General features: G+C 68.3%; 20 protein-coding genes and 1 pseudogene. 11 read left to right on the forward strand and 10 right to left on the reverse strand.

Going from position 1 to position 23482, the window contains the following annotated elements:
- Positions 1–22 precede the first annotated feature (22 nt).
- A complete protein-coding gene (locus tag BXA03_RS09700; protein WP_076506634.1) occupies positions 23–715 on the reverse strand; it encodes a GntR family transcriptional regulator in 693 nt (230 codons plus the stop codon).
- Positions 716–977: 262 nt separating this feature from the next.
- Here BXA03_RS09700 and BXA03_RS09705 point away from each other — a divergent pair, with 262 nt between their 5' ends.
- The 9 genes from BXA03_RS09705 to BXA03_RS09745 are packed head-to-tail and all read left to right on the forward strand — an operon-like array spanning position 978 to position 10597.
- Entirely contained in the window at positions 978–2225 is a 1248-nt protein-coding gene (locus tag BXA03_RS09705) for an ABC transporter substrate-binding protein (protein WP_076506805.1), read from the forward strand.
- Positions 2226–2239: 14 nt separating this feature from the next.
- Positions 2240–3118 carry a branched-chain amino acid ABC transporter permease gene (locus tag BXA03_RS09710; RefSeq protein ID WP_076506637.1) on the forward strand — a complete coding sequence of 293 codons (879 nt, stop codon included), beginning with the start codon at positions 2240–2242 and terminating at the stop codon, positions 3116–3118.
- Positions 3118–4155 (forward strand): branched-chain amino acid ABC transporter permease, encoded by a 1038-nt coding sequence (locus tag BXA03_RS09715; protein WP_076506639.1) that lies wholly within the window; start codon positions 3118–3120, stop codon positions 4153–4155. Before BXA03_RS09710 ends, BXA03_RS09715 begins: the two co-directional genes overlap by 1 nt.
- Complete coding sequence (locus BXA03_RS09720; RefSeq protein WP_200803358.1) at positions 4152–4931, forward strand: ABC transporter ATP-binding protein; 780 nt, start codon at positions 4152–4154, stop codon at positions 4929–4931. Before BXA03_RS09715 ends, BXA03_RS09720 begins: the two co-directional genes overlap by 4 nt.
- Entirely contained in the window at positions 4924–5628 is a 705-nt protein-coding gene (locus BXA03_RS09725) for an ABC transporter ATP-binding protein (protein ID WP_076506808.1), read from the forward strand. Before BXA03_RS09720 ends, BXA03_RS09725 begins: the two co-directional genes overlap by 8 nt.
- A 38-nt stretch (positions 5629–5666) precedes the next feature.
- On the forward strand, positions 5667–6461 hold the full coding sequence (locus BXA03_RS09730; RefSeq protein ID WP_076506642.1) for a putative hydro-lyase: 795 nt from the start codon (positions 5667–5669) through the stop codon (positions 6459–6461).
- Positions 6462–6472: 11 nt separating this feature from the next.
- A complete protein-coding gene (locus BXA03_RS09735; protein WP_076506645.1) occupies positions 6473–7252 on the forward strand; it encodes a LamB/YcsF family protein in 780 nt (259 codons plus the stop codon).
- Positions 7253–7254: 2 nt separating this feature from the next.
- Positions 7255–8862 carry a 5-oxoprolinase subunit B/C family protein gene (locus BXA03_RS09740; RefSeq protein WP_076506813.1) on the forward strand — a complete coding sequence of 536 codons (1608 nt, stop codon included), beginning with the start codon at positions 7255–7257 and terminating at the stop codon, positions 8860–8862.
- A gap of 4 nt (positions 8863–8866) precedes the next feature.
- Positions 8867–10597: an acetyl/propionyl/methylcrotonyl-CoA carboxylase subunit alpha gene (locus BXA03_RS09745; RefSeq protein WP_076506647.1), complete on the forward strand. Its 1731-nt coding sequence runs from the start codon at positions 8867–8869 to the stop codon at positions 10595–10597.
- Between the two features lie 55 nt (positions 10598–10652).
- Here BXA03_RS09745 and BXA03_RS09750 read toward each other — a convergent pair whose 3' ends face one another.
- Positions 10653–11546, reverse strand: coding sequence for a LysR family transcriptional regulator (locus BXA03_RS09750; protein WP_076506650.1), 894 nt, complete (start codon positions 11544–11546; stop codon positions 10653–10655).
- A 797-nt stretch (positions 11547–12343) separates the two neighbouring features.
- Here BXA03_RS09750 and BXA03_RS09755 point away from each other — a divergent pair.
- Positions 12344–13015, forward strand: a complete 672-nt coding sequence (locus BXA03_RS09755; RefSeq protein ID WP_143476261.1) for a hypothetical protein — start codon at positions 12344–12346, stop codon at positions 13013–13015.
- 731 nt (positions 13016–13746) lie between these two features.
- On the opposite strand, the gene BXA03_RS09760 is transcribed toward BXA03_RS09755, so the two are convergent.
- The 6 genes and pseudogenes from BXA03_RS09760 to BXA03_RS09785 form a co-directional block, all read right to left on the reverse strand.
- Complete coding sequence (locus BXA03_RS09760; protein ID WP_076506653.1) at positions 13747–13965, reverse strand: hypothetical protein; 219 nt, start codon at positions 13963–13965, stop codon at positions 13747–13749.
- Positions 13966–13969: 4 nt separating this feature from the next.
- On the reverse strand, positions 13970–16048 hold the full coding sequence (locus BXA03_RS09765; protein ID WP_076506656.1) for a putative bifunctional diguanylate cyclase/phosphodiesterase: 2079 nt from the start codon (positions 16046–16048) through the stop codon (positions 13970–13972).
- 38 nt (positions 16049–16086) lie between these two features.
- On the reverse strand, positions 16087–17565 hold the full coding sequence (locus BXA03_RS09770) for an aminotransferase-like domain-containing protein (protein ID WP_076506658.1): 1479 nt from the start codon (positions 17563–17565) through the stop codon (positions 16087–16089).
- A gap of 290 nt (positions 17566–17855) precedes the next feature.
- Positions 17856–19433: pseudogene (locus BXA03_RS09775) on the reverse strand (IS66 family transposase).
- 62 nt (positions 19434–19495) lie between these two features.
- Positions 19496–19831 (reverse strand): IS66 family insertion sequence element accessory protein TnpB, encoded by a 336-nt coding sequence (gene tnpB / locus BXA03_RS09780; RefSeq protein ID WP_076506661.1) that lies wholly within the window; start codon positions 19829–19831, stop codon positions 19496–19498.
- Positions 19828–20214 (reverse strand): IS66-like element accessory protein TnpA, encoded by a 387-nt coding sequence (locus tag BXA03_RS09785; protein ID WP_234983644.1) that lies wholly within the window; start codon positions 20212–20214, stop codon positions 19828–19830. The genes tnpB and BXA03_RS09785 overlap by 4 nt, the downstream gene beginning before the upstream one ends.
- Before the next feature lie 97 nt (positions 20215–20311).
- Here BXA03_RS09785 and BXA03_RS09790 point away from each other — a divergent pair, with 97 nt between their 5' ends.
- Positions 20312–21112, forward strand: a complete 801-nt coding sequence (locus tag BXA03_RS09790) for a PD-(D/E)XK nuclease domain-containing protein (RefSeq protein WP_143476263.1) — start codon at positions 20312–20314, stop codon at positions 21110–21112.
- Between the two features lie 405 nt (positions 21113–21517).
- On the opposite strand, the gene BXA03_RS09795 is transcribed toward BXA03_RS09790, so the two are convergent.
- Both BXA03_RS09795 and BXA03_RS09800 read right to left on the reverse strand, forming a co-directional pair.
- Positions 21518–22462, reverse strand: a complete 945-nt coding sequence (locus BXA03_RS09795) for an amidohydrolase family protein (protein ID WP_159444714.1) — start codon at positions 22460–22462, stop codon at positions 21518–21520.
- A gap of 28 nt (positions 22463–22490) precedes the next feature.
- The gene (locus BXA03_RS09800) at positions 22491–23477 is read right to left on the reverse strand and encodes a Bug family tripartite tricarboxylate transporter substrate binding protein (RefSeq protein ID WP_076506669.1); all 987 of its coding nucleotides are present in this window, start codon (positions 23475–23477) and stop codon (positions 22491–22493) included.
- Between the last annotated feature and the right edge of the window lie 5 nt (positions 23478–23482).

A 23482-nucleotide genomic window follows, 5' to 3' on the forward strand; every position in this document is an offset into this window, starting at 1 on the left:
TCCAACGCAGCGACGCGTCGTGCTACCGGCCCCCGCCCAGCGTCCCGTCGCCCAGCTGGCGCGCATAGACGGCCAGCACGATGCGCTCCGAATGCACCAGGTACTCGTTCAGCGCGGCCGAGGCCTTCGCGAAGTCGCCGGCTTCGGTGAGGTCCAGGATGCTGCTGTTCATGTCCACGTAGGGCGCATGCAGGAATTCGGGGTCGCGCAGCAGGCCGAAGGCCAGGCGCAGTTCGGCCAGCACCTGCGCGAACAGCAGGTTCAGCCGTTCGCTGTCGGCCAGCTGGACGATGCCCATGTGGAAGGCCATGTTGGCCGTGCCCACGCCCAGCCAGTCGCCGGCCTGCCGGGCGCGCAGGGCGGCATCGACGGCCTCGCGCATCCGCTTCTTGGCCGGATGCCGCGGATAGGCCTGGGCCAGCGCCTGGCATTCGATGAGCCGGCGCACCCGGTAGATGTCGATGATGGCCGCAATGCTCGGCACCGACACGAAGACGCCCCGGTTGGGCTCGTGCCGCAGCAGCCCGTCCTTGGTGAGCAGGCGGAACACCTCCCGCAGCGTGTTACGCGAGATGCCCAGGTGCTCGCTCAGGCTCTGTTCGGACAGGCGCTGACCCGGCTGGAACTCGCCGGCCGTGATCTTCTGGCGCAGCTGTTCGGCCATGCGTTCGCTCAGGGGCAGGGCGGGCAGATCGGCGGTGGCAGCTGTCGTCATGGCGGGTCCGTAGTGGCCGCTTTGTAGCAGATCGCCCCACCGCCTTCCGTGCACCACGGCGACCCGCCGATGCACCGCGCCAGGGCAAACCCTGGCCTTCCATGCGCCAAAATTGTTCAACAATCATTTTGTTGTTGTTGATCTTGATTGCTCGTCTTGTTCTTTGATGGCATGGGTTTTGCGTGATCAACACCTCCAACCTGTTGCCGCCATGGCGACCCGGCACCCGATGCCGTCCAACCTTTTTTTCGAGGAGTTGCTGATGAACCGCAGAGAGATCCTGATGCAGATGGCCGGCCTGGGCGCCCTGGCGATGAGTGCCACGCCGAGCTGGGCCGCCGACGACGACATCGTGGTCGGCGCCATCTATCCGATGAGCGGCCCCAATGCCCAGGTGGGCGTGGATGCGCGCCATGCCATCGACACCGCACTGCAGATCATCAACACGCCCACACAGGTCGACCTGCCGGGCGCGGCCGGCGCGGGCATCGCCAGCCTGGGCGGGCGCAAGTTGCGCGTGGTCTATGCCGACCACCAGGCCGACCCGCAGAAGGGCCGCGCCGAGGCCGAGCGCCTGATCACCCAGGAGAAGGCCGTGGCCATCATCGGCTGCTTCCACTCGTCGGTGGCGGCCACCGTCGGCACCACCTGCGAGCGCTACGGCGTGCCATTCGTGTGCGCGGATTCGTCCTCGCCCAGCCTGCACCGCCGCAACCTCAAGACCTTCTTCCGCCCGGCCGCGCACGACGAGATGTTCTCCGAGGCCATGTTCGACTTCATGGACCTGCAGAAGAAGCAGGGCAAGAAGGTCGAGACCGTGGCCCTGTTCTTCGAGGACACCATCTTCGGCACCGACTCCTCGACCGTGCAGCGCAAGCTGGCCGCCGAGCGCGGCTACAAGGTGGCGGCGGACGTGAAGTTCCGCGCCAACTCGCCCTCGCTGTCGGCCGAGGTGCAGCAGCTCAAGTCCGCCAATGCCGACGTGCTGCTGCCCTCCTGCTACACCACCGACGTCATCCTGCTGATGAACACCTGCACGCAGCTGGGCTACAAGCCGCGCAACATCGTGGCGCAGGCCGCCGGCTTCGTGGAGAAGGCCGCGCTCGACGTGGTGGGCGACAAGCTGCAGGGCATGATCACCCGCGCGAGCTTCGCGCTGGACACCGCCGGCAAGCGGCCCTCCATCGCCTTCGTCGACGCCGCCTTCAAGGCCCGCGCCGGCCGCGACCTGAACGACGCCAGCTCGCGCCAGTTCATGGCCGCCATCGTGCTGGGCGACGCGCTGCAGCGCGCCGGCTCCACCGACAGCGAGAAGCTGCGCGCGGCCCTCGCCGCCACCGACATCCCGGGCGAGAAGACCATCATGCCGTGGTCGCGCGTCAAGTTCGACGCCAGCGGCCAGAACACCTTCGCGAGCCCGGTGCTGCAGCAGTTCAAGGGCACGGGCTTCGTCACCGTCTTCCCGACGGCGGTGGCCATGGGCCAGCCCGTCTGGCCGATGAACGGCTGAGCCGGACCAAGCCGATGAACGCGCAAGCAATCGCGCAGGTGCTCGCCAGCGGCGTGCTGATGGGGCTCATGTACGCCCTCATCGCCGTCGGCCTGTCGCTCATCTTCGGGCTGATGGACGTCGTGAACTTCGCCCACGGCGAGTTCCTGATGATGGGCATGTACCTCACCTTCGGCCTGGCGGTGGGCCTGCACCTGGACCCGCTCATCGGCATGCCGATCGTGGGTGCGGTGCTGTTCATGGCGGGGGTGCTGGTGTACCTGCTGATCGTGCGCCATGCCATGCGGGCCAAGGCCAACGTGGGCATGGTGCAGATCTTCTCCACCTTCGGCCTGGGCACGCTGATGCAGGGCCTGGCCCAGTACTTCTTCACGCCCGACTACCGCCAGATCAGCAACAGCTGGCTGGCGAACAAGACGGTGGAGATCGGCGGCGTCTTCCTGCCGCAGCCGCAGATCGCGGGCGCCGTGGTCTCGCTGCTGGCCTTCGGCGGGCTGTACCTGCTGATGTCGCGCACCGACTTCGGCCGCGCGCTGGAAGCCACGCGCGAGGACCAGGGCGCCGTGGCGCTGGTGGGCATCGACCGCAACCGCGTCTTCGCCCTGGGCTGGGGCCTGGGCCTGGCGATGGTGGGCGTGGCCGGCGCCATGCTGGCCAACTTCTATTACATCCATCCGCAGGTGGGCGGCGCCTTCAGCGGCATCGCCTATGTGGTGGTCGCCCTGGGCGGCTTCGGCAGCGTGTTCGGCGCGCTGGTGGGTGGCGTGGTGGTCGGGCTGGTGGAGGCCATGACCACGCTGGTGCTGCCCGCCTCGCTCAAGACCGTGGGCGTGTATGCCCTGTACCTGCTGGTGGTGCTGCTGCGTCCCAGCGGCCTTTTCGGGAGACTCTGATGACCGACGCAGCCCTCGCTGCCTCCGCCGCCGTCGGCACGCCGGCCGCCGGCGCGCTGCAGGCCCATGGCGCGCACCGCCGCCGCCAGCTGCTGTCCGGCGCCGTCGTGCTGGCCCTGCTGGCCGCCCTGCCGCTGCTGGTGGGCGATGCCTACCTGCGCAACATCCTCATCCTCACGCTCATGTATGCCGCGCTGGCGCAGGCCTGGAACATCCTGGGCGGCTACTGCGGCCAGATCTCGCTGGGCCATGCGCTGTACTTCGGTGCGGGCGCCTACGCCACCAGCGTGCTGTTCGTGAACTTCGGCGTGCTCCCCTGGTTCGGCATGGTGGCCGGTGCGCTGCTGGCCGCCATCATGGCGCTGCTGCTGGGCTGGCTGTGCTTTCGCCTCAAGGGCCACTACTACGCCATCGCCACGCTGGTGATCGCGGAGATCGGCCTGCTGCTGGTGCACAACTGGGACTACGTGGGCGCCGCCATGGGCATCCAGTGGCCGCTGGGCCCCGACAGCTGGGCCACGTTGCAGTTCGCCCGCGACAAGGCGCCGTACTTCTACTTCGTGCTGGCCCTGTTCGCGCTGACCTGGCTGATCACCTTCTGGGTCGAGGGATCGCGCTGGGGCTACTGGTGGCGCGCCGTCAAGGACAACCCCGAAGCCAGCGAAAGCCTGGGCGTGACGGTGTTCCGCTCCAAGATGGCGGCAGCGGCCCTGTCGGCGAGCCTGACGGCGATCGCCGGCGGCTTCTACGCGGCCTTCGTGGCCTACATCGACCCGGACAGCGTCATGCACTTCCGCTTCTCGCTGCTGATGGTGCTGCCGGTGGTGCTGGGCGGCATCGGTACGCTGTGGGGCCCGCTGCTGGGTGCGGTGATCCTGATCCCGCTGACCGAGGCCATCCGCAGCTACATGGGCGGCTCGGGCACCGGCACCGACCTGATCGTCTACGGCGCGCTCGTGATGGGCGTGGCCGTGCTCAAGCCCGAAGGCCTGATCGGCCTGTTCAGCGGCCTGCGCCGCAAGGCAGGTGCCGCATGAACGCCGCGACCGCTGTGCAACCGGTATCCGCGCCCGCAGCCGTGTCCGGCCAGCCCATCCTGCAGCTGACCGACATCTGGCAGCGCTTCGGCGGCCTGGTGGCGAATGCCGAAGTGACCTTCGACGTGCCGCGCGGCCAGATCCTCGGACTCATCGGCCCCAACGGCGCGGGCAAGTCCACGCTGTTCGGCATCATCGCCGGCGCCCGCGCGCCGGTGCAGGGCCGCGTGGTGTTCGAGGGGCGTGACGTGACGTCGCTCGACGCGCCGGCGCGCTGCGCCCTGGGTATCGCCCGCACCTACCAGGTGCCGCGTTCCTTCGACAGCATGAGCGTGCTGGACAACGTGATGGTGGGCAGCTTCACGCGCCACAGCCGCGCCGCTGCCGCCCGCGAAGCGGCGCTGGAGGTGCTGGACTTCACCGGCCTCATCGGCCGTGCCGGCGCTTCGGCCGGCGACCTCACGCCGCCCGAGAAGCGCCGGCTGGAAGTGGCGCGCGCCCTGGCCACCGAGCCTCGCCTGCTGCTGCTCGACGAGGTGATGACCGGCCTCACGCCCAGCGAGGCCCGCAAGGGCGTCGAACTCATCCGCCGCATCCGCGACCGCGGCATCACCGTGATCATGGTCGAGCACGTCATGGAGATCGTCATGCCCCTGGTGGACCGGGCCATCGTGCTCAACCTCGGGCGCGTGCTCAGCCAGGGCGCACCCAAGGACGTGGTGCGCGATCCGGCCGTCGTGGCCGCCTACCTCGGAGACCGCCACCGTGCTGCTTGAAGTGTCCAACCTCACCACGGCCTACAACGGGCTGATCGCCATCTCGGACATCTCGATGAACGTGGCCGAGGGCGAGATCGTGGTGGTGGCCGGCGCCAACGGCGCGGGCAAGTCCACCCTGCTGAAGTCCATCGCGGGCATGGAGCGGGCGCAGTCGGGCAGCGTGCGCTTCGACGGCGCGGCCATCGACGCGATGCCCGCGCACCAGATCCCGCAGCGCGGCCTGGCCTATGTGCCGGAGAATCGGCGGCTTTTCCCGCGCCTGTCGGTGGCCGACAACCTGCGCCTGGGCAGCTACCTCTACCGCAAGGAGGCCGACCGCGAGGCGCCGCTGGAGCAGGTCTTCACGCTGTTCCCCCGCCTCAAGGAGCGCCTGCCCCAGCGGGCCGAGACGCTCTCGGGCGGCGAGCAGCAGATGCTGGCGATCGGCCGTGCGCTGATGACGCGCCCGCGCCTCTTGATGCTCGACGAACCGTCGCAGGGCATCATGCCCAAGCTGGTCGACGAGATCTTCGACGCCGTCAAGACCATCCGCGCCGGCGGCGTGACAGTCTTGCTGGTCGAGCAGCGCCTGGTCGAGAGCCTGGAGATCGCCGACCGCGCCTATGTGCTGCAGACCGGCCGTGTGATGCTCAGCGGCACCGCCGCGCAGATCAGCGCCGACCCGGACGTGCGCCGCGCCTACCTGGGCATGTGAGAGCAGCCCGCATCCAGACCTTTGCCCGAGGACCTTCCATGTCGCTCCCCCACATCTGGCAGCAACCCGGCGATCTGCGCCAGGCCGTCCGCCGCAAGGAATTCCGTGGCCATACCGCCGGCCAGGCGCCCGGCCATGCCCAGGGCAACCTGGCGATCCTGCCGCGTGCCTATGCCGACGAGTTCCTGCGCTTCTGCCGCCTCAATCCCAAGCCGTGTCCGGTGATCGGCATGACCGAGCCCGGCGATCCCCGCGTGCCCGAACTGGGCGCCGACATCGACCTGCGCTTCGACGTGCCGGGCTACTGCGTGTTCCGCGATGGCGAGAAGGTCGACGAGGTGGACGACCTGGGCGCGCTCTGGCAGGACGACATGGTCGGCTTCGTGCTCGGCTGCTCGCTGTCCTTCGAGGCGGCGCTGATCGATGCGCGCGTGCCGGTGCGCCACATCGACAACGACCACACCGTGCCCATGTACAACACAAGCCTGCCCAACGGCAAGGCCGGCCGCTTCGGCGGCAACATGGTGGTGAGCATGCGGCCGATGACGCCGGCGCAGGCCATCCGCGCCATCCAGGTCACCTCGCGCTTTCCGGCGGTGCACGGCGCGCCGGTGCACTTCGGCGACCCGGCCGCCATCGGCATCGCCGACCTGTCGCGGCCCGACTACGGCGCGCCCTCCGAGATCCGCGAGGGCGAGGTGCCCGTCTTCTGGGCCTGCGGCGTGACGCCCCAGCAGGCCATCCGCGTGGCCAGGCCGCCGCTGGCCTTCACACACAAGCCCGGCCACATGCTGGTGGCCGACGTACGCAACAGCGAACTGGCCGCCTTCTGAACGGGATTGCGATGAACATCGACATCAACAGCGACCTGGGCGAGAGCTTCGGCGCCTGGCGCATGGGCGACGACGCCGCCATGCTCGACGTGGTCAGCAGCGCGAACGTGGCCTGCGGCTTCCATGCGGGTGACCCGGCCGGCATCCTGGGCACCTTGCGCGCGGCGGCCGAGCGTGACGTGACCGTGGGTGCGCATGTGTCCTACCCGGACCTGGCCGGCTTCGGCCGCCGCAACATGGACATGGGCAGCAGCGACCTGCGGGCCGCCGTCATCTACCAGATCGGCGCCCTGCAGGGTCTGGCCGCCGCCGCCGGCACGCGCGTGCGCTACGTCAAACCACATGGCGCGCTCTACAACTTCATCGCACACGACGAGCGGCAGGCGCAGGACGTGATCGCGGCCATCCGCGCCATCGATCCCACCCTCGTGCTGGTCGTGCTGGCCGGCTCGCCCCTGACGGGCTGGGCCCGCGCCGCGGGCCTGCGCACCGTGGCCGAGGCCTTTGCCGACCGCGGCTACCGGCCCGATGGCAGCCTGGTGCCGCGCAACCAGCCCGGCGCGGTGCTGCATGACCCGGCCGCCGTGGCCGACCGCATGGCCCAGCTGGTGCGCGAGGGCACCGTGGTGGCCAACGACGGCAGCACCGTGCGCGTGGCGGCCGACTCCATCTGCGTGCATGGCGACAGCCCCGGCGCCGTGGCCATGGCGCGTGCGCTTCGCGAGCGGCTGGTGGCCGAGTGCGTGGCCATCCGCAGCTTCGTGGAAACGCAACCAGGGGTGGCCGCGTGAGCCTGCGCGTGTTGCCTGCCTCCACCCGCTCGGTGCTGGTGGAGCTGGACGATCTGGCCCAGACGCTGGGCCTGCTGGCCTCGCTGCAGGCCAGTCCCATCGACGGTGTGGGCGAGATCGTGCCCGGCGCCCGCACCCTGCTGATCGACTTCGATCCGCAGCGCATCGACCGCGAGCGGCTAGCGGCGGCCCTGGCCGACCGTCCGCGCGAAGGCGTGGAGGCCAGCGCCGGGGCGGTGATCGAACTGCCCGTGCACTACGACGGCGAGGACCTGGCCGAAGTGGCGGCGCTGCTCGGCACCACACCCGAGGACGTGGTGCGCCGCCACACCTGCACCGACTGGTTCGTGGCCTTCACCGGCTTCGCGCCGGGCTTCGCCTATCTGAGCGGCGGCGACGAACTGCTGCAGCGCGTGCCCCGGCGCAACTCGCCGCGCACGCGCATCCCGCCCGGCGCCGTGGCCGTGGCGGGCGGCTTCAGCGGCGTCTATCCCAAGGCCAGCCCCGGTGGCTGGCAGTTGCTGGGCCAGACGCCCGTGCCCATGTGGGACCTGGATCGCGACCCGCCTGCGCTGCTGCAGCCCGGGCAGCGGGTGCGCTTCGTGGATGCGGGGGCTCGGCCGGTGGCCGTGCCTGCTGGCGCCGCTGCGGCGCCGGCGCCTGTGGCGCATGCGAGGGAGGGCCTGCAGGCACCCGGCCTCACCATCGTCCAGCCCGGCCTGCAGGCCCTGCTGCAGGACCAAGGGCGGCCGGGCCAGGCCGGGCAGGGCGTTTCTGCCTCCGGCGCCATGGACCGCGGCGCGCTGCGTGCGGCCAACCGCCTGGTGGGCAATGCCATCGACGCCGCCTGCATCGAGGTGGCCCAGGGCGGCTTCGTGCTGCAGAGCCGCGGCGACACGGTGGTGGCCGTCACCGGCGCCATCGGCCCGCTCACACTGCGCGCGCCCGATGGCCGCCAGTGGCCCGTGCCGCGCCATGCGCCGCTGGCGCTGGGCGAGGGCGACCTTCTGCTGCTGGGCGAGCCCGAGGCCAGCGTGCGCAGCTACATCGCGCTGCGCGGCGGCATCGACCGCGCGCCGGTCATGGGCAGCCTGGCCAGCGACACGCTGGCCCAGGTCGGCCCGGCGCCGCTCGTCGCGGGCGACTGGCTGCCCGCACGCAGCGACACGGCCCGCGGACTGCGCGCGGTTGGCGAGGCCGAGTTGCCCCGCGACGACCTGCCGCGCGCTGGCGCCCTCGTCACGCTCGACATCCAGCTGGGCCCGCGCACCGACTGGTTCACGCCCGAGGCCGTGGCGCTGCTCGCCGCGCAGGAATGGACCGTCACGCCCCAGTCCAACCGCGTCGGCTTGCGCATCCAGGGCGCCGAGCCGCTCGCCCGCGCCATCGCGCGCGAGCTGCCCAGCGAGGGCACGGCCCTGGGCGCGATCCAGGTGCCGGCCAGCGGCCAGCCCGTGCTCTTCCTGGCGGACCATCCGCTCACCGGCGGCTATCCCGTCATCGGCTGCATCGCGCCCTGGCATCTCGACCTGGCGGGCCAGATCCCGGTGGGTGCGCGCATCCGCTTCCATGTCGTCGCCGGCTTCACGCCCATCGAATTCCGAGACTGATCCCATGAAGAAAGTCCTGATCGCCAACCGGGGGGAGATCGCTGTGCGCATCGCCCGCGCCTGCGCCGACTACGGCGTGCAGTCGGTGGCCGTGTACGCTGACCCCGACATCGACGCGCTGCATGTGCGCGTGGCCGACGAGGCCTATGGCCTAGACGGCCAGCGCCCCGCCGACACCTACCTGCACATCGACAAGCTGTTGGCCATCGCCCGCCGCAGCGGCGCCGATGCGGTGCATCCGGGCTACGGCTTCCTGTCCGAGAACGCGGCCTTCGCCCAGGCGGTGATCGACGCGGGCCTGGCCTGGATCGGCCCGCCGCCCTCGGCCATCGCCCGGCTGGGCGACAAGGTCGAGGCGCGCAAGATCGCACTCAAGGTGGGCGCGCCGCTGGTCGAGGGCACGGCCGATCCGGTCGAGAGCGCCGCGGCGGTCGAGGCCTTCGCCCGCACCCATGGCCTGCCGATCATCATCAAGGCGGCCTTCGGCGGCGGTGGCCGCGGCATGAAGATCGCCTGGCGGCTGGACGAGGTGGCCGAGCTGTACGAGTCGGCCGTGCGCGAGGCCGTCACGGCCTTCGGCCGCGGCGAATGCTTCGTCGAGCAGTTCCTCGACAGGCCGCGCCACATCGAGGCCCAGGTCATCGCCGACACGCACGGCCATGTGCTGGTGCTGGGCACGCGCGACTGCTCGCTGCAGCGGCGCAACCAGAAGCTGGTGGAAGAGGCGCCCGCGCCCTTCATCAGCGAGGCACAGCGCGCACGCATCCACCAGGCCGCGCGCGACATCTGCGCCGAGGCGGGCTACGTGGGCGCGGGCACGGTCGAGTTCCTGCTCAGCCAGAGCGGCGCCATCTCCTTTCTGGAGGTCAACACGCGGCTGCAGGTGGAGCATCCGGTGACCGAAGAGACCTGCGGCCTGGACCTGGTGGTCGAGCAGCTGCGCGTGGCCGACGGCCTGCCGCTCACGCTGCGCGAGACGCCGGCACCGCGCGGCCATGCGATCGAGTTCCGCATCAATGCCGAGGACGTGGGCCGCGGCTTCCTGCCCGCCCCGGGGCCGGTGACCTTGTTCGAGCCGCCTGCCGGCCCGGGCGTGCGGGTCGATGCCGGCGTCTATAGCGGCGCGGTGGTGCCCGGCAACTTCGACTCGCTGATGGCCAAGCTGATCGTCACGGGCGCCACGCGCGAACAGGCGCTGGCCCGCGCACGACGCGCGCTGGCCGAGTTCCGCATCGAGGGTGTGGCCACGGTGCTGCCCTTCCACCGTGCGGTGCTGCAGCAGCCGGACTTCATCGGCGACGACGGCTTCAAGGTGCATACGCGCTGGATCGAGACCGACTTCGCCGAACCGCTGGCGGCGGCCGTGCGGGCCGAGCCGGCGCCAGGCGAAGCACTGCAGCGCACCGCCATCGAGATCGACGGACGGCGCGTGAGCCTGGGCCTGCCTGCGCTGCTGCTGCGCGGCCTGGCGGCCGGCGCAGGCAGCGCCCCCACGTCCGACGCGCCGGCCGAATCTGCCGCCGACCCGGCCGCCGTGGCCGCACCCATCGCCGGCACGCTGCAGGCCTGGAAGGTGGAGGAGGGCGAGGAGGTCGCCGAAGGCCAGCTCATCGCGGTGATGGAGGCCATGAAGATGGAGATGCAGGTCAACGCCCACCGCGCGGGGCGCGTGGCGCTGAAGGCGGTGGCCGGCGCCTACCTGGCCGCGGGCGCACCACTGGCGCACATCGGCTGAGACCGCGTCGCGCACGGCCCGCAGCGCACACGCACGGCCAAGGCCTGCAGTCTTCTCAAGGCTGGTAGTCGAACAGGGCCTGCCCGTGATCGACGAGCAGTTGCAAGGTCCGCCGCACGGCGGGCGACATGTAGCCTTCCTTGCGCAGTGCCACGCCGAACTTGCGCGCCATGGCCAGGTCCTGCACCGGCAGCGCCACCAGGCCATCGGGCAGCATGCGGTGCGACGTGAACACGACCAGGTCGTGGATGCGCGCGATGCCCAGCAGCAGCGCCGGGGAGTTCGACTGCATCTGGATTGGTGGCGGCGGCAGTTGAAGCTCCTGCAGTCGCCGGTCCCACCATTGGCGGCTGGGGATGTCCCGGGTCGGCACCGCCCACGACGACGCCATCAGGTCGCGCGCGCCCAGGTCCTGGCGGCCCGCAAGCGGATGGCCCGCGCGCACGGCCGGACCGACCAGGTCGTCGATCAGCGGCACCGTGTGCAGGTCGGGCTCGGGCGGCAGCAGGCCCAGCAGCAGGTCGATGCGCCCTTCGCGCAACTCGCGTCGCATGCCGATGTTGGTGCCCAGCACCACCTCGAACTGGATGCCGCTTTGCGAGAGCAACTGCGCGCAGATCTGGGGCAGCACATGGGCGGCCGTGCTCAGGCCGCTGCCGATGCGCACCTGCCCTGAGGCGCCGCTCGAGAAGTCGCGCAGCTCCTGCTGCACCTGGCTGGCATGCTGCAGCAGCGGCCGGGCACGCTCCAGCAGAAGCAGGCCCGATGCGGTCAGCGCCACGCCCTGGGCATCGCGCTCGATCAGCCGCTCGCCCACCGCCGCCTCGAGCCGGCGTATGCATTTGGTGATGGCGGGTTGGCTGCGGCCGAGGACATCGGCGGCGCGGCTGACGTTGCCGAGGGTCGCCACGGTCTCGAAGAACTTGAGGTCGCGCAGGTTGTAGTCCATGAATAAAGGATATGGAAGTCCCCTGACCGCCGTAGCTGTGAAGTTAGTTCACGCTGGCACCTCGAATGGGATTCCTCGCCCTTTACCACGCAAGAAAGGCATCATGCCAATCTAGCAACCTGCAGCGCTGGACAAGCCGCCTCAACTGTTCCCAAGTAGATCTCTTCTCGCCGATCCACGGCCGGCACTCTAGCCGCTGTAGCGCTGAGGTGTCAAACGGACGTGCCGCTCGTCCGCATCCCGCAGTGCATCCCTTTTACCGCTGCCTGGGTCATCAACAAGCCTAAGTGGGCGTTGGCGTAGTTCTGCCGTTCAGCGGCACCTGGGGCGGCAGAGACCTCAAGCACGATTCAACAGTGATCGTCGGGGCACGTCGACAGTCCTGGACGTAGGGTTGCCAGCACAGCGCGTTCACAACCGGCTCGCCCCAGCCCTGGCCTAATCCTGATAGGGTCCGACGGCGCGCGTGGCCAGGTGTTCGGTGGCCCTTGACACGTCCAGCTACACGTTGTCGATGTAACGGCGGACCAGGTGATGGCCAAGAGATTCGACAGCACGTTCCGGCGAGACGACCTCAAGATCAGGCTGGTGGTGCGCGTGGAGACACTGGACGGATTTCATTGCCGCCGAATAGCAGCTCGTCGGCACATCGGGCCGGCTCCCCGTGGCCCCGTGCCGGCAGAACCGCGTTCTTTTGCGTCTGCGACGTCGGCGACGGCTGGATAGGCGTATCGTCCCAACCGGGCCCGCTGCCGCCGCATGTCGTGGCGGCCCGGTACACCTTCCGAAGGCTTCCGATGCTCTTCCGTTCCCTAGTCCCCGCCCGTTGGGCCCTGGCCATTGCCGTCTGCTGCGTGGGCACAGGCGCGCTCCATGCACAGCCCGCGCCGCCGATGCCGACCCCGACGGTGGCCGACAAGCCGGTTCGGCTGCGCGGGACTCTCGTAGCGGTCGACGCCACGACGATCACCTTGAAGGAGCGAGGCGGTGAAACCGTCGCGCTTGCCCGACCCGCTGGAATGGCGATCTCCGAGGTCTATCCGATCCGGCTAGCCGACATCCGGCCGGGCAGCTACATCGGCACCGCGGCCGTACCGCAGGCCGACGGCACGCAGCGTGCCCTTGAGGTGGTGATATTTCCCGAAGCCGCGCGCGGCACTGCCGAAGGCCACTTCCCCTGGGACCTCCTGCCCGAAAGCACAATGACAAACGCCACCGTGGCCGGCATTACGGCAGCGCCTACATCGGTGCCGGGCGGGCAGCAGCTCGTGCTGAAGTACTCGGGAGGCGAGAAGACGATCGTCGTGCCGGCCGATGTGCCGGTGGTTAGCTTTAAGCCTGGCAACGACGACGAACGAACCCTGCTGGTGCCCGGTGCCAGGGTGCTGGTGAACGCACAGATGAAGGACGGTAGGCCCACCGCCTTACGAGTCAACGTCGGCCGCAACGGCTTCGAGCCGCCGATGTGAGGGAAGGCTTGCAGGGGAGCCCTACGGCTTCCAGGCCCGGAACGGCAAAGCATTCGGATCACCCAGGTGGAACGGGCGCTTGCCATAGGGCGGAGGTCCGCCGGACGGGAGGCGGCGGCACGGCACCCCGCTTGACCGGCGCGCGCTTGCCTTCCCTTCCAGCCTTATTGCCTCCATGAACAAAGCCCTCTCCGTCGGCAGCCGCTTCTGTGCGGGCTGCGCCGTTGTCTGCAGACTGCTGCTGGCGCTGCTCGAGTTCATGAGCTGGGAGCAGGTACGGCGGAAGTCATCATGGAGTGCGGCAACCGCAACACCGGCACCGCAACCCTGATCCTGCAGCACCTGGGCAACGTGTCGGTCGGCGCCTGCTTGATAGCGCTGCCTCAGACGCTGCTAGGACTTAATGCCGAGATGACTCGAGTCTGCAACGTGCCGGCAGCGTACCTTTGATCCGGGTGGGTGCTTTGTGGCTCGCGGTCAAGCCGCTGCGCATGCGAGCTGGCATCGAGGCCGCGCTTGGTAACCGGCCAGCCATGGCATCTTGAACCTGGCCGCTGACCCCGTAACGATAGCGTCCACGAGCAATCGCAAATGGACATGATGACTACGGAGTCCAAGAGACGGCGCCTGGAGCGCAGCCCGGAATTGAAGGCGATGGTGCTGGCCGAATGCGAGCGCCCCGGTGCAGTGGCGAAGGTGGCCATGGCCCACGGCGTCAACGCCAACCTGGTTCACGGATGGCGACGACTCGAGCGCGAGCGACGCCAGGCTGCGACCGCGGCGCTCGATGAGGTCAGGGTCAACGCCGAGGCACCGGTCGGCGACACGGTGGGCTTCGTGCCGGTCACGGTGGAGCAGTCGGCGACTGGCGTCTCGATCGAGATCGAATTCCGCCGTGGCCCGCTGACGATGAAGTCAACCTGGCCGATGTCTGCATCGAGCGGCTTCATTGACTCATTCCGGCTTCGAAACATCGGACGCGCACAGCAGCTCGCCAAAGGCGGCGGCCGTCAGCGGTCGCCCGAGCACGAAGCCTTGTGCCAGATCGCAGCCGTGCGAAGCCAGCCGTTCGAGTTGTTCGGCGGTCTCCACGCCCTCGGCCAGCACTCGCAGGTCCAGGCCTTGCGCCAATGCGATCACGGCGCGCGTGATCGAGGCTCGCGGGTCGGTCACGTCGGCAACCAGCGATCGATCGATCTTCACCAGATCCACCGGCAAGCGTCGCAGGTACGACAGGCTCGAATAACCCGTGCCGAAATCGTCGAGCGCGATCTCGACCCCCAACGCGCGCAGTCGCGCCAGCGTCGCGCAGGCTTGCTCGAGGTTCTCGATCAGCATTCCCTCGGTGACCTCCAGCCCGAGCGCGCAGCCTTGCAGGCGCTGCTCGTCTAGCAGGCGCTCCACGCGCTCGGCCAGTCCGGACTGCTGCAATTGCCGCGCCGACAGGTTGACGGCGATGCGCAACGGCCGCAGCCCGTCGCGACGCCAGGCGGCGGCCTGGCGGCAAGCCTCGGCAAGCACCCAGTCGCCGATGGCGCCGATCATCCCGATTTCCTCGGCGACCGGAATAAATCGGTCAGGCGCGACCTCGCCCAGCGTCGGCGACCGCCACCGCAGCAGCGCCTCTGCACCGACGATGCGGCCATCGCGGAACTCGCACTGCGGTTGGTAGTGCAGCGCCAACTCGCGCCGGGCCAGCGCACCGCGCAAGGCATTCTCGAGTTGCCATCGCTCCGGGTCTTCGTCGAATGGCGCCACCCGGTACAGCGCAAGACCGTTGCGGCCTGCCGCCTTGGCGCGTATGAGCGCGGCGCCGGCGCGGCGCAGCAATTGTTCGACGGCGTCGCCGTGCTCCGGAGACAGCGCGATTCCAATGCTGCAAGTCAGGTGAACGGTCTCGCCGTCCAGGTCGAACGGCTCGGCGAAGGCGCCAAGGACGTTCTGAGCCGTGCGACGCGCAGCAGGCTCGTCGACGCCGCGCAGCAGCACGACGAATTCGTCACTGCTCGGCCGGGCGATCCAGTCGCCAGGTCGCAACGCCGCTGCAATGCGGCGTGCGGCGGCCTGCAGCAGCAGGTCGCCCGCAGCACTGCCGAGTCCGTCGTTGACGCGCCGGAAGCGATCCAGATCCACAGCCAGCAACGCCGACGGCGCGCCCGACTGCAGATGCATCTCCAGCCGATCTGCCAGCAGCGCTCGGTTGGGCAAGCCGGTCAGCAGATCATGCTGCGTCAGCTGCCGGATGCGTTCGTCGGCGGCTCGGCGCTCCCGCAGGTCATCGACGCAGACGTGAGCGAACGAGCCTTCCCCGTCCTGGACTGCGCTGATCGACACATCGACCGGAATCTGGGTTCCGCTGCGGTGTCGCACCCAGGTCTCGAAACGCAGTGCGCCCAGAGCCTGCAAGGCCTGCCAGCGGTCGGGCCACTCCGCTTCGGCGATGCCGGCATCGATCTGCGCCACACGCATGCCAAGGAGCTCGGCGATGTCGTAACCCAGCAGTCGGCCGGCCGCCGCATTGACCCAACGCACCTGCCCGTCCGCGCTGACCTGGAACAGTGCGTCGGTGGCCTGTTCCACCGCGTGTCGGATTCGAAGCAACTCGCGTTGCGCGTGGTCGCGCTCGCTGACGTCGCGAGCCGACGGCACGAGGCACGCCACCCGGCCTTCGGGGTCGAGTATGGGCAGCAACGAGAAATCGATGGCGATCGCGCCGCGGTCAGCCGTTCCGATCCGGACGTCGAAGCGAGCCGGCACGCCGGCGGCGGCCAGTGCCAACGCCTCGCGTACCTGCTCGCGCGATCGCTCGCACGCCTCCCACCACGGAGTCTCGTCAAAGCGGCGGCCCAACACCTGGCGAGGCTCGGCGCCGATGGCGTCGAGCGCGGCGCGATTGGCATAAAGCAAGGTCCCGTCCGTCGCCAGCAGGCCGGCGAAGACGCCCGGACAGAGTCGGTCCATGACCGCATTCAGGCCCCGTGCAGCCTCGGGGATCAAGCTCTCGACCGGCGGAAATGTGGCGTTGAAGTCCATGCGAGCACTGTGGCGCGCCGCTCCGCCATGCAACAGACTCAGCCGGTCGTGTGTGGCACCGTATCAGTACTGCCGGCCATGGCCTCGCGCGCCAGTCGGGCCAGGGTGTCGAGCGCCTTTTCCTGTGATCGATCCCACGGCTGGCCGCAGCTCAGCCGCACGTGGTGGCGGAACTCGCCGCGCGCCGAAAACATCGGCCCCGGTGCGATGCTGATCTGATCTGCAAGCGCCAACCGGTGCAGTTTCACTGCATCCACCGACACAGGAAGCTCGACCCAGACGAAGTACCCTCCAGCCGGTCGGACTGTCAATGTCCCGGGCGGGAATTTGCGGTTCACGGCGTCGAACATGCGGTCACGTTGCGCGCGCAGGCGCTCACGCAGGGTGCGCAGGTGTCGGTCGAAGCCACCTTCGTGGAGGTATTGGGCGATGGCGGCCTGAACCGGAATCGAGCCGGACAGGCTGGTCATGAGCTTGAGGCGCTCGACTTGGTGTGTCCACCGTCCGGGCGCGGCCCAGCCGACGCGGTAACCCGGCGCCAGACACTTCGAAAACGATGAGCAGTGCAGTACCAGGCCGGCGCCATCGAAGGCCTTTGCGGGCATGGGTGCGATGGGGCCTTCGTAGAGCTCACCATAAACATCGTCCTCGATCAGCGGTACCTGATGCCGAGCCAGCAGCGCAACCAACTCGCGCTTCTTGTCATTGGGCATCAAGCTGCCAAGTGGGTTCTGGAAGGTGGTGGTCAGCCAGATGGCCTGCGGCTTGTACAGGTCGAGTACTTCTGCCAGGCGAGCGAGATCGATGCCATCGCGCACGTGGGTCGGCACCTCGATGGCACGCAACCCGAGACGCTGCAGCGCCTGCAACGCGACGTAGAACGTGGGGGACTCGACGACCACCGCGTCACCCGGGCGCGTCACGGCCTGCAGGCAAAGATGCAACGCCTCGATCGCGCCGTGCGTCAGCACGATTTCGTCAGGCGCGAGAGCGATGCCGTACTGAACGTAGCGACGCGCAATCTCGCGCTTGAGTGCAAGGTTGCCAGGCGGGAGGTCGGCGACCATGGCTGCCGGCGTGAGCCGTCGCGCGCCGGTGACCAACGCCCGGCGCAGGCGTTCCAGCGGGAACAATGCCGCAGCAGGTAGCGCCGACCCCAGCGGCACGATGCCTGGCGCACGCACGGTCGCCAGGATCTCGAAGACGAAGTCGTTGACATCGCACGTCCGCGGACCGGATTTCGGGCGTGAAGTCGCAGGCTCGGGCAGCAGCTTGCCGTCAGGTCGTGCCGTGACGTAATAACCCGAACGCGGCACGGCGCGGATTCGGCCCCGGCCCTCGAGCAGGTAATAGGCTTGGAACACCGTGCTCGGGCTGACGCTGTGCGCAATGCACGTCTGGCGCACGGAGGGCAACCGGTCACCAGGACGCAGCATGCCGCGATCGATCTGGCGTTCGACGAGCGTCGCCAGCGCTTCGTAGCGCTTCGTGCCGGAGGGCAATGCGGTGGTACTCATGGGTGCGCCGAAGGGCGCTGATCGATGAAGCGAATTCGTGCGAAAACTGATGATGATGGTACTGGGCCGCGCGTTCTCAGCCAAGCGCTCATCAAATCGAGGTGCCCGCATGCTTCGCCGTGATACGGGCGGAGCGGCTCTCTAGCGCGAGTCGAAGCCACCAAGTGTCGAAGCGAAACACAAGCGATCGCGTTAGGAGTACACGTCAGATATCTGGACGAGTGACGCCGAATGAAGTAAGCGGCCAGCCAATACATGTTGACCAGCGCGTTGGTCGATCTTAAAGACGCTCAGGCGTGTGGCGTCCAGCGATGTGGCATCAGTTCGCCAATGTTGCTGGCCCGCTGCGTAGGCAAGCGCTGCAGAACGTCCTTGAGGTAGGCGTAGGGATCATGTCCGTTGAGCTTGGCCGATTGAATCAGGCTGGTGATGGCGGCTGCGCGCTGGCCGGCCGCCAGCGTGCCGGCGAACAACCAGTTCTTTCGGCCCATGGCCCAAGGTCTGATCTGCTGCTCGTCGTGGTTGTTGTCGATGGGCAGCCGGGCATCGTGCAGATAGCGCGTTAGCGCCGCCCAACGGTTCAGGCTGTAGTCCAGCGCGTTGGCCGTTGCCGTACCGCTTGGGATCTTGTCGCGTTGGGCGATCAGCCATTCATGCAGCGTCTGGGCGATGGGGATAGCGCGCTCGCACCGCTGCTCCAACCGCGCGGCTGAATCGCTCAGGACTTGGATGTCGCGCTCGACCTGGTAGAGCTGGCCGAACAGGCCCAACGCCGTGGCCGCGATGCTGCTCTTGTTGGCGACGTGCAGTTCAACGAACTTGCGCCGGGCGTGGGCCATGCAGCCGACCTCGGTCACGCCCAATGCGAACAAGGCCTTGTAGCCGCTGAAGTCGTCACACACCAGATGCCCTGACCACGGCTGTTGATCGCGCTCGCGCCGCTGCGGGTCATGCCCCAGGAAGGCTCGCGCATGCTCGCCAGAGCGGCTTGGGGTGAAGTCGTAGACAACGGCCTTAAGGGTCTCGCTGCGTGCCGACGCGTAGGCCCACAGGTAGGCGCGCTGCGTCTTGCCTTTGCCAGGAGCCAGCATCGCCACCGGTGTTTCGTCGGCATGCAGCACCTGGCAGCCCAGCAGTTCGTCCTTCAGCGCCTGGGCGAGCGGTAGCAGCCGCACACCGCACTGTCCCACCCAGGCGCCCAGTGTGGAGCGCGGGATGGCCAGTCCAGCCCGGGCAAAGATCGCCTCCTGCCGGTACAGCGGCAGATGGTCAGCGTGCTTGGCTACGACCACCTGTGCCAGCAGGCCCGCGGCCGGGATTCCTTTGTCGATCACCGCCGGCGGCACAGGTGCCTGCACCAACGTGCGACACGCCGAACAGCACTATTTGCCGCGCACATGGCGCTCCACGGTGAATACGCCGGGCTGGTAGTCCAGCTTTTCGCTGATGTCCTCGCCCACACGCTCCATCGTCCGTCCACAGCCGCAGGCGGTGTTGTCGGGTTCGTGATGCACCTCGCGTCGCGGCAAACGCTCGGGCAGCGCAGTGCGCCTGGGCGTCTTCTTCTCTTCCTTGCCTCCTGCCAGCGGCGCGGCCTGCAGAGCGGCCAGCTGCTCGTCGAGCGCTGCGATGTCGCCATCCACTGCTTCGTCGAATAGCGCACGCTGCTCGGCATTCATCTGCTCGCTGGTGCGCTCGAACTTCAGCCGCTTGAGCTGCGCCAGCTCGAACGTGAGTTTGTCGATCTTGGCGTCGCGCCAGGCCAGCTCGCGTCCGCGGTGCTCCAGTAGCGCCCGCGTCAGTTCGCGCAGCCGATCCGCATCGAGTTCTTCGAGCTTGTTCGGGTCGATCTGCGCAATGTCGATCATTGCCGTCCAGTGTCAGGCCAAGGCGCATAGCGCGCATCGGCACATGCGGCAATGGACGGGCACTACACGAGCGTGATCACGCCAGCCTCACCTATGCGCTGCCACGGCAGACCCAACACCAACGCATCGAGCTGTTCGCGCGTGAGCGACTGCGGTGCACCGCAGCCACCGCCTGGCCAAATTAAGCGGCCCTGCTGCAGGCGCCGCGCGGCCAGCCAGATGCCGATGCCGTCGTGCACGAGCACCTTCAAGCGCGTGGAGCGCTTGTTGGCGAAGACGTAGGCATGGTGCGGACGCGCCTCGCCGAAGACGCGCACCACACGCGCGAGCGTGGTGTCCGTTCCGGCACGCATGTCCATGGGTTCGGTGCACAGCCAGACGGCGTCGACCCGAATCACCGCAACCACTCGCGCAGCCAGGCCGCGCAGTCGCGGGCCGCCGCCGCAGGCCAGACGATCTTGATCGTCGTGCCGGCACGTTGCAGCTCGATCTGAATCTCTCCATCCACCGCAGATGCAGGCAGGGCCAAGGGAATGAACGTGGGCTGCGGCGCCGGGGCTGGCTCCTCGGCCGGCGCCACCCTGCGCGGCACGCTGGCGAGTTGATGCTCGCCATCGATGACCCACTTGCGCAGCATGTTGGCGTTTAGCCCATGCGCCAGGGCCACCGCGGCAATCGAGACGCCTGGCTTCAGGCACTCAGCGATCACGCCCGCCTTGAACTCCGCGCTGTGCCGGCGCCGTCGCCGGCGTCCCATCAAATCAACTCCGTAAGTGTTCATCTGTCCGCTTACCTCCGCGGACACATGTTCACTACCCAGTCGGGTCTCCATCAACCTGTGTTCGCTGGCCGCTTACGCCGTTCTTGCTGGGTTGGCGATGCCAACGTCTATCGACATCGAAGGCAGCAGCGCATCTGAACTGGCGGCGCGAGAATGGCTGCTATCGCTACCGGGTGCAGAGGCGAGGCCGGCTGCGCAACGGAAAGCGCTGAGGCAGTCTTTTGTAGAACAGGCGCTGCGCGAGGACTCCGGCAACAGGACGGCGCACGAAGCAGCTCTGATTTGGCACGCCGTGGAAGGCGCCATCTCAGAGGCCACCAGCGACCTGCTGCGTTCCCCTGCAACAGTGGTGCACATGCTCGAGCAGTTCGAGTCGAGCATGAGGCGCTGGCGCTGGGACTCACCTGATTTGAAGGCTCCCATACGCTGGCCTGTGCTGAGCGAGCGCGAGATTCAGGACATCCTGTATCTGATGCTCCGACCTGTGTTTCTAGACCTTGAAGACGAAGACACGCTGCCGAAGTTTGGGCACTCGACCTACCGCGCGGACTTTGGCATCCCGAGTCTCGGCCTCCTGGTCGAAGCGAAGTACGCGTGGTCTGCAGCCGGCTTCAAGACCATCGAGAAGGAGGTGTTGGAGGACATCGTTCCCTACCTCCAGACGCCGGAGCGGTACAGCCGAATCGTGGTGTTCATCTACGACCATTCAGCCAGCGTCCAAGTTCACGACACTACGGCCCGCGGCCTCCGTCGCGCACCTGGCATCGAGGGCGTTGTCATCGCCAGTCGCCCATCTCAGCTCCCCCTTGAGCAACTGGCCGTAGCTTCTGAGGCCAAGCCCACCGGCAAGTCGGGGAGCCGTACAAAGCCTGCTTCCAGGAAGCCCCTCAAAACGTAGGCATTAGCGACGACACCGGCCCGATGAGCGACCGGAGTTGAGGGCCGCGACATTAGCATGGCGTTAGGCGACCTCGCGCGCATGGAGATGTCGGAGGCCAGTGCGAGCCGTGAGATGAAAGGGGGAGCCGTTCCTCGCACTTGTTGTCGTGGAAAGCAACGCACAGATGCAGTTCTCCGGTCGCGAGCGCGTGCGAATCCACGGAGCAAAGCCAGCGCCATTGCTGCAAAGCCTCGTGGATTACCTTCAGGCGCTATCAAGTGCCGGAAAGCCGCCCTTAGTGAGCTTCCGTTTTCAGTCTGAAGGAGCCATTGGCCATTACTCCGCTGCGATGTTGCATGGTCACTGATCATTTTCGGGCTTCAGCAACTGCTAGCGACGAGCTATATATTCCATTGATAGTTCCTAAAAGCCATAAAGCTTCTGAGGATTGGTAACCAAGATGCGGTGGCGCTCTTCAGGCGTGGCCCAGAGTCCCAGCATCGACAGCTGGGCGCCGTTGTCCACCGGATGGAAAGGATCGACACCTTCACGTTCTCGTGGGCGCCCGGGGAAGGGCCCGGTGTGTGGCCAGTCGGTGCCCCAAAGCATGCGGTCTGGGTTTGTCTCGATCAGGGTACGCGCCATGGCGTGGCCGTCGCGCCCATCCAGAGTCTCGACCAGCCGATAGGGCGCGGAGAGCTTGACGTAGGTCCTGCCTTGGCGCAACAGCGCCAATAAGGCCAACCAATCGGCCCGTGCATCGTTGAGGCGTGGGTCTGCCAGCGCAAAGTGGTCGACCACCAACGGCACGGGCAGGCGCGCGATATCGGCCTGCAGCGCGCCGATGACGGCCAGGGTGGTGTAGGTCTGCACGTGCCAGCCCATTTCGGCCGCCATGGCGGCGGCGGCGTGGAGGCGACTGGCAGCCAGCTGCGGATCAGTCTGGCCATAGGACTGCAGGTTGACCCGGATGCCACGAACGCCCTGGGCATGGAGCTCCTTCAGCGTCCTGAGATCCGTTCCGGGCGCCAATACCACCACCCCCCGCGCCGCGTGCCCGCGCCGGCGCAATTCGGCCAGCGCATCCAGCACGCCCCGGTTGTCCAAGCCCTGTGGACTGGCCTGCACGATCACCACTCGCGATACGCCGATGTGCGCATGCATACGGAGCAGATCGTCGACCGAGGCGACGCCCGGCGCGAAGGTGCGGTCGTCGGCCAGGGGGTACTGCTCGCGCGGGCCGAATATGTGCACGTGGCAATCGCAGGCGCCTTCAGGCACCTCGAAGGTGGGGGCCGAATGCCAGGCGCCGAGGATGCTGGCCTCGCCTGGCGGCACCGGGCAGGCGGCGTAGGTGTAGTGCTTCATGGAAGACATGGGGGAGTACGGCGGCGGCTCATTCGGCCTTGATGCCGGCGTCGCGGATCAGCCGTGCCCACTTCTCGTGATCGGTGGCCAGGAAGGCGTTGAAGGCGGCGAGATCCTTGTCCTCGCGCACGAAGCCCAGGCGCTCCAGCGCATCTCGCACGACAGGCAACTGCACCACGCGCCGCAGCTCGGCATGCACCTGCGCCACCACGGGCGTCGGCGTGCCGGCCGGAGCGACCACGCCGAGCCAGGTGCCGATCTCGAAGCCGGGCACGCCCGACTCCGCCACGGTGGGCAGGCCCTGGGCCACGTCGACGCGCTGGGCGCTGGTGACGGCGAGGCCGCGCAGCTTGCCGGCCTTGACGTGCGGCATGGCCGAAGCCGCATTGGCAAACATCATGGGCAGGCGGCCGGCCATGATCTCGACCATGGCCGCCTGCTCGCCCGGGAAGGGAATGCTCGTGAGCTTCGTGCCGGTCATGACCGAGAGCAGCGCCCCGGCCATGTAGGGCGATGTGCCCACGCCGCCGTTGCCGTAGTCCAGCGCCCCCGGCCGCGCCCTGGCCAGGGCGATCACCTCGGCGACGGTGTTGGCCTGAAGTGCCGGGCCGCCCACCAGCACCAGCGGCGCGCTGCCGATGTAGCCGATGCCGGTGAAGTCCCGCCGCCCGTCGAAGGCCTTGCTTCGGTTGATGATGGGCGACACGGCCAGGCCGGTCTGGCTGGTCAGCAGCAGCGTGTAGCCATCGGCGGGTGCCTTGGCCACGAACTCCGTGGCAATGAGGGAGGCGGCGCCGTTGCGGTTCTCCACCACCATGGGCTGTCCCAGCTGCATGTTCTGCGCCACCAGCCGGGCCACGGTGTCAGGCGCGCCTCCGGGCGGTGCGCCGACCACCAGCTTGATGGGGCGTTGTGGGTAGGCAGCCTGGCCTTGTGCAGGCACGGTGGCGGCCGCCATCAGGCCGAAGAGCGCAGCCAGTGCGCCGCGCCGGGCGAATCGGTTTGTTGGGTTCATGCGGA

Source organism: Pseudacidovorax sp. RU35E (assembly GCF_900156165.1).
Lineage (GTDB): Bacteria > Pseudomonadota > Gammaproteobacteria > Burkholderiales > Burkholderiaceae_C > Xenophilus.

Bases quoted from the DNA above. Each gene is read 5' to 3' on its own strand.
- BXA03_RS09700 (WP_076506634.1), bottom strand. From the start codon at position 715: ATGACGACAGCTGCCACCGCCGATCTGCCCGCCCTGCCCCTGAGCGAA.
- BXA03_RS09705 (WP_076506805.1), top strand. From the start codon at position 978: ATGAACCGCAGAGAGATCCTGATGCAGATGGCCGGCCTGGGCGCCCTG.
- BXA03_RS09710 (WP_076506637.1), top strand. From the start codon at position 2,240: ATGAACGCGCAAGCAATCGCGCAGGTGCTCGCCAGCGGCGTGCTGATG.
- BXA03_RS09715 (WP_076506639.1), top strand. From the start codon at position 3,118: ATGACCGACGCAGCCCTCGCTGCCTCCGCCGCCGTCGGCACGCCGGCC.
- BXA03_RS09720 (WP_200803358.1), top strand. From the start codon at position 4,152: ATGAACGCCGCGACCGCTGTGCAACCGGTATCCGCGCCCGCAGCCGTG.
- BXA03_RS09730 (WP_076506642.1), top strand. From the start codon at position 5,667: ATGTCGCTCCCCCACATCTGGCAGCAACCCGGCGATCTGCGCCAGGCC.
- BXA03_RS09735 (WP_076506645.1), top strand. From the start codon at position 6,473: ATGAACATCGACATCAACAGCGACCTGGGCGAGAGCTTCGGCGCCTGG.
- BXA03_RS09745 (WP_076506647.1), top strand. From the start codon at position 8,867: ATGAAGAAAGTCCTGATCGCCAACCGGGGGGAGATCGCTGTGCGCATC.
- BXA03_RS09750 (WP_076506650.1), bottom strand. From the start codon at position 11,546: ATGGACTACAACCTGCGCGACCTCAAGTTCTTCGAGACCGTGGCGACC.
- BXA03_RS09755 (WP_143476261.1), top strand. From the start codon at position 12,344: ATGCTCTTCCGTTCCCTAGTCCCCGCCCGTTGGGCCCTGGCCATTGCC.
- BXA03_RS09760 (WP_076506653.1), bottom strand. From the start codon at position 13,965: ATGAAGCCGCTCGATGCAGACATCGGCCAGGTTGACTTCATCGTCAGC.
- BXA03_RS09765 (WP_076506656.1), bottom strand. From the start codon at position 16,048: ATGGACTTCAACGCCACATTTCCGCCGGTCGAGAGCTTGATCCCCGAG.
- BXA03_RS09770 (WP_076506658.1), bottom strand. From the start codon at position 17,565: ATGAGTACCACCGCATTGCCCTCCGGCACGAAGCGCTACGAAGCGCTG.
- BXA03_RS09785 (WP_234983644.1), bottom strand. From the start codon at position 20,214: ATGAACACTTACGGAGTTGATTTGATGGGACGCCGGCGACGGCGCCGG.
- BXA03_RS09790 (WP_143476263.1), top strand. From the start codon at position 20,312: ATGCCAACGTCTATCGACATCGAAGGCAGCAGCGCATCTGAACTGGCG.
- BXA03_RS09795 (WP_159444714.1), bottom strand. From the start codon at position 22,462: ATGAAGCACTACACCTACGCCGCCTGCCCGGTGCCGCCAGGCGAGGCC.
- BXA03_RS09800 (WP_076506669.1), bottom strand. From the start codon at position 23,477: ATGAACCCAACAAACCGATTCGCCCGGCGCGGCGCACTGGCTGCGCTC.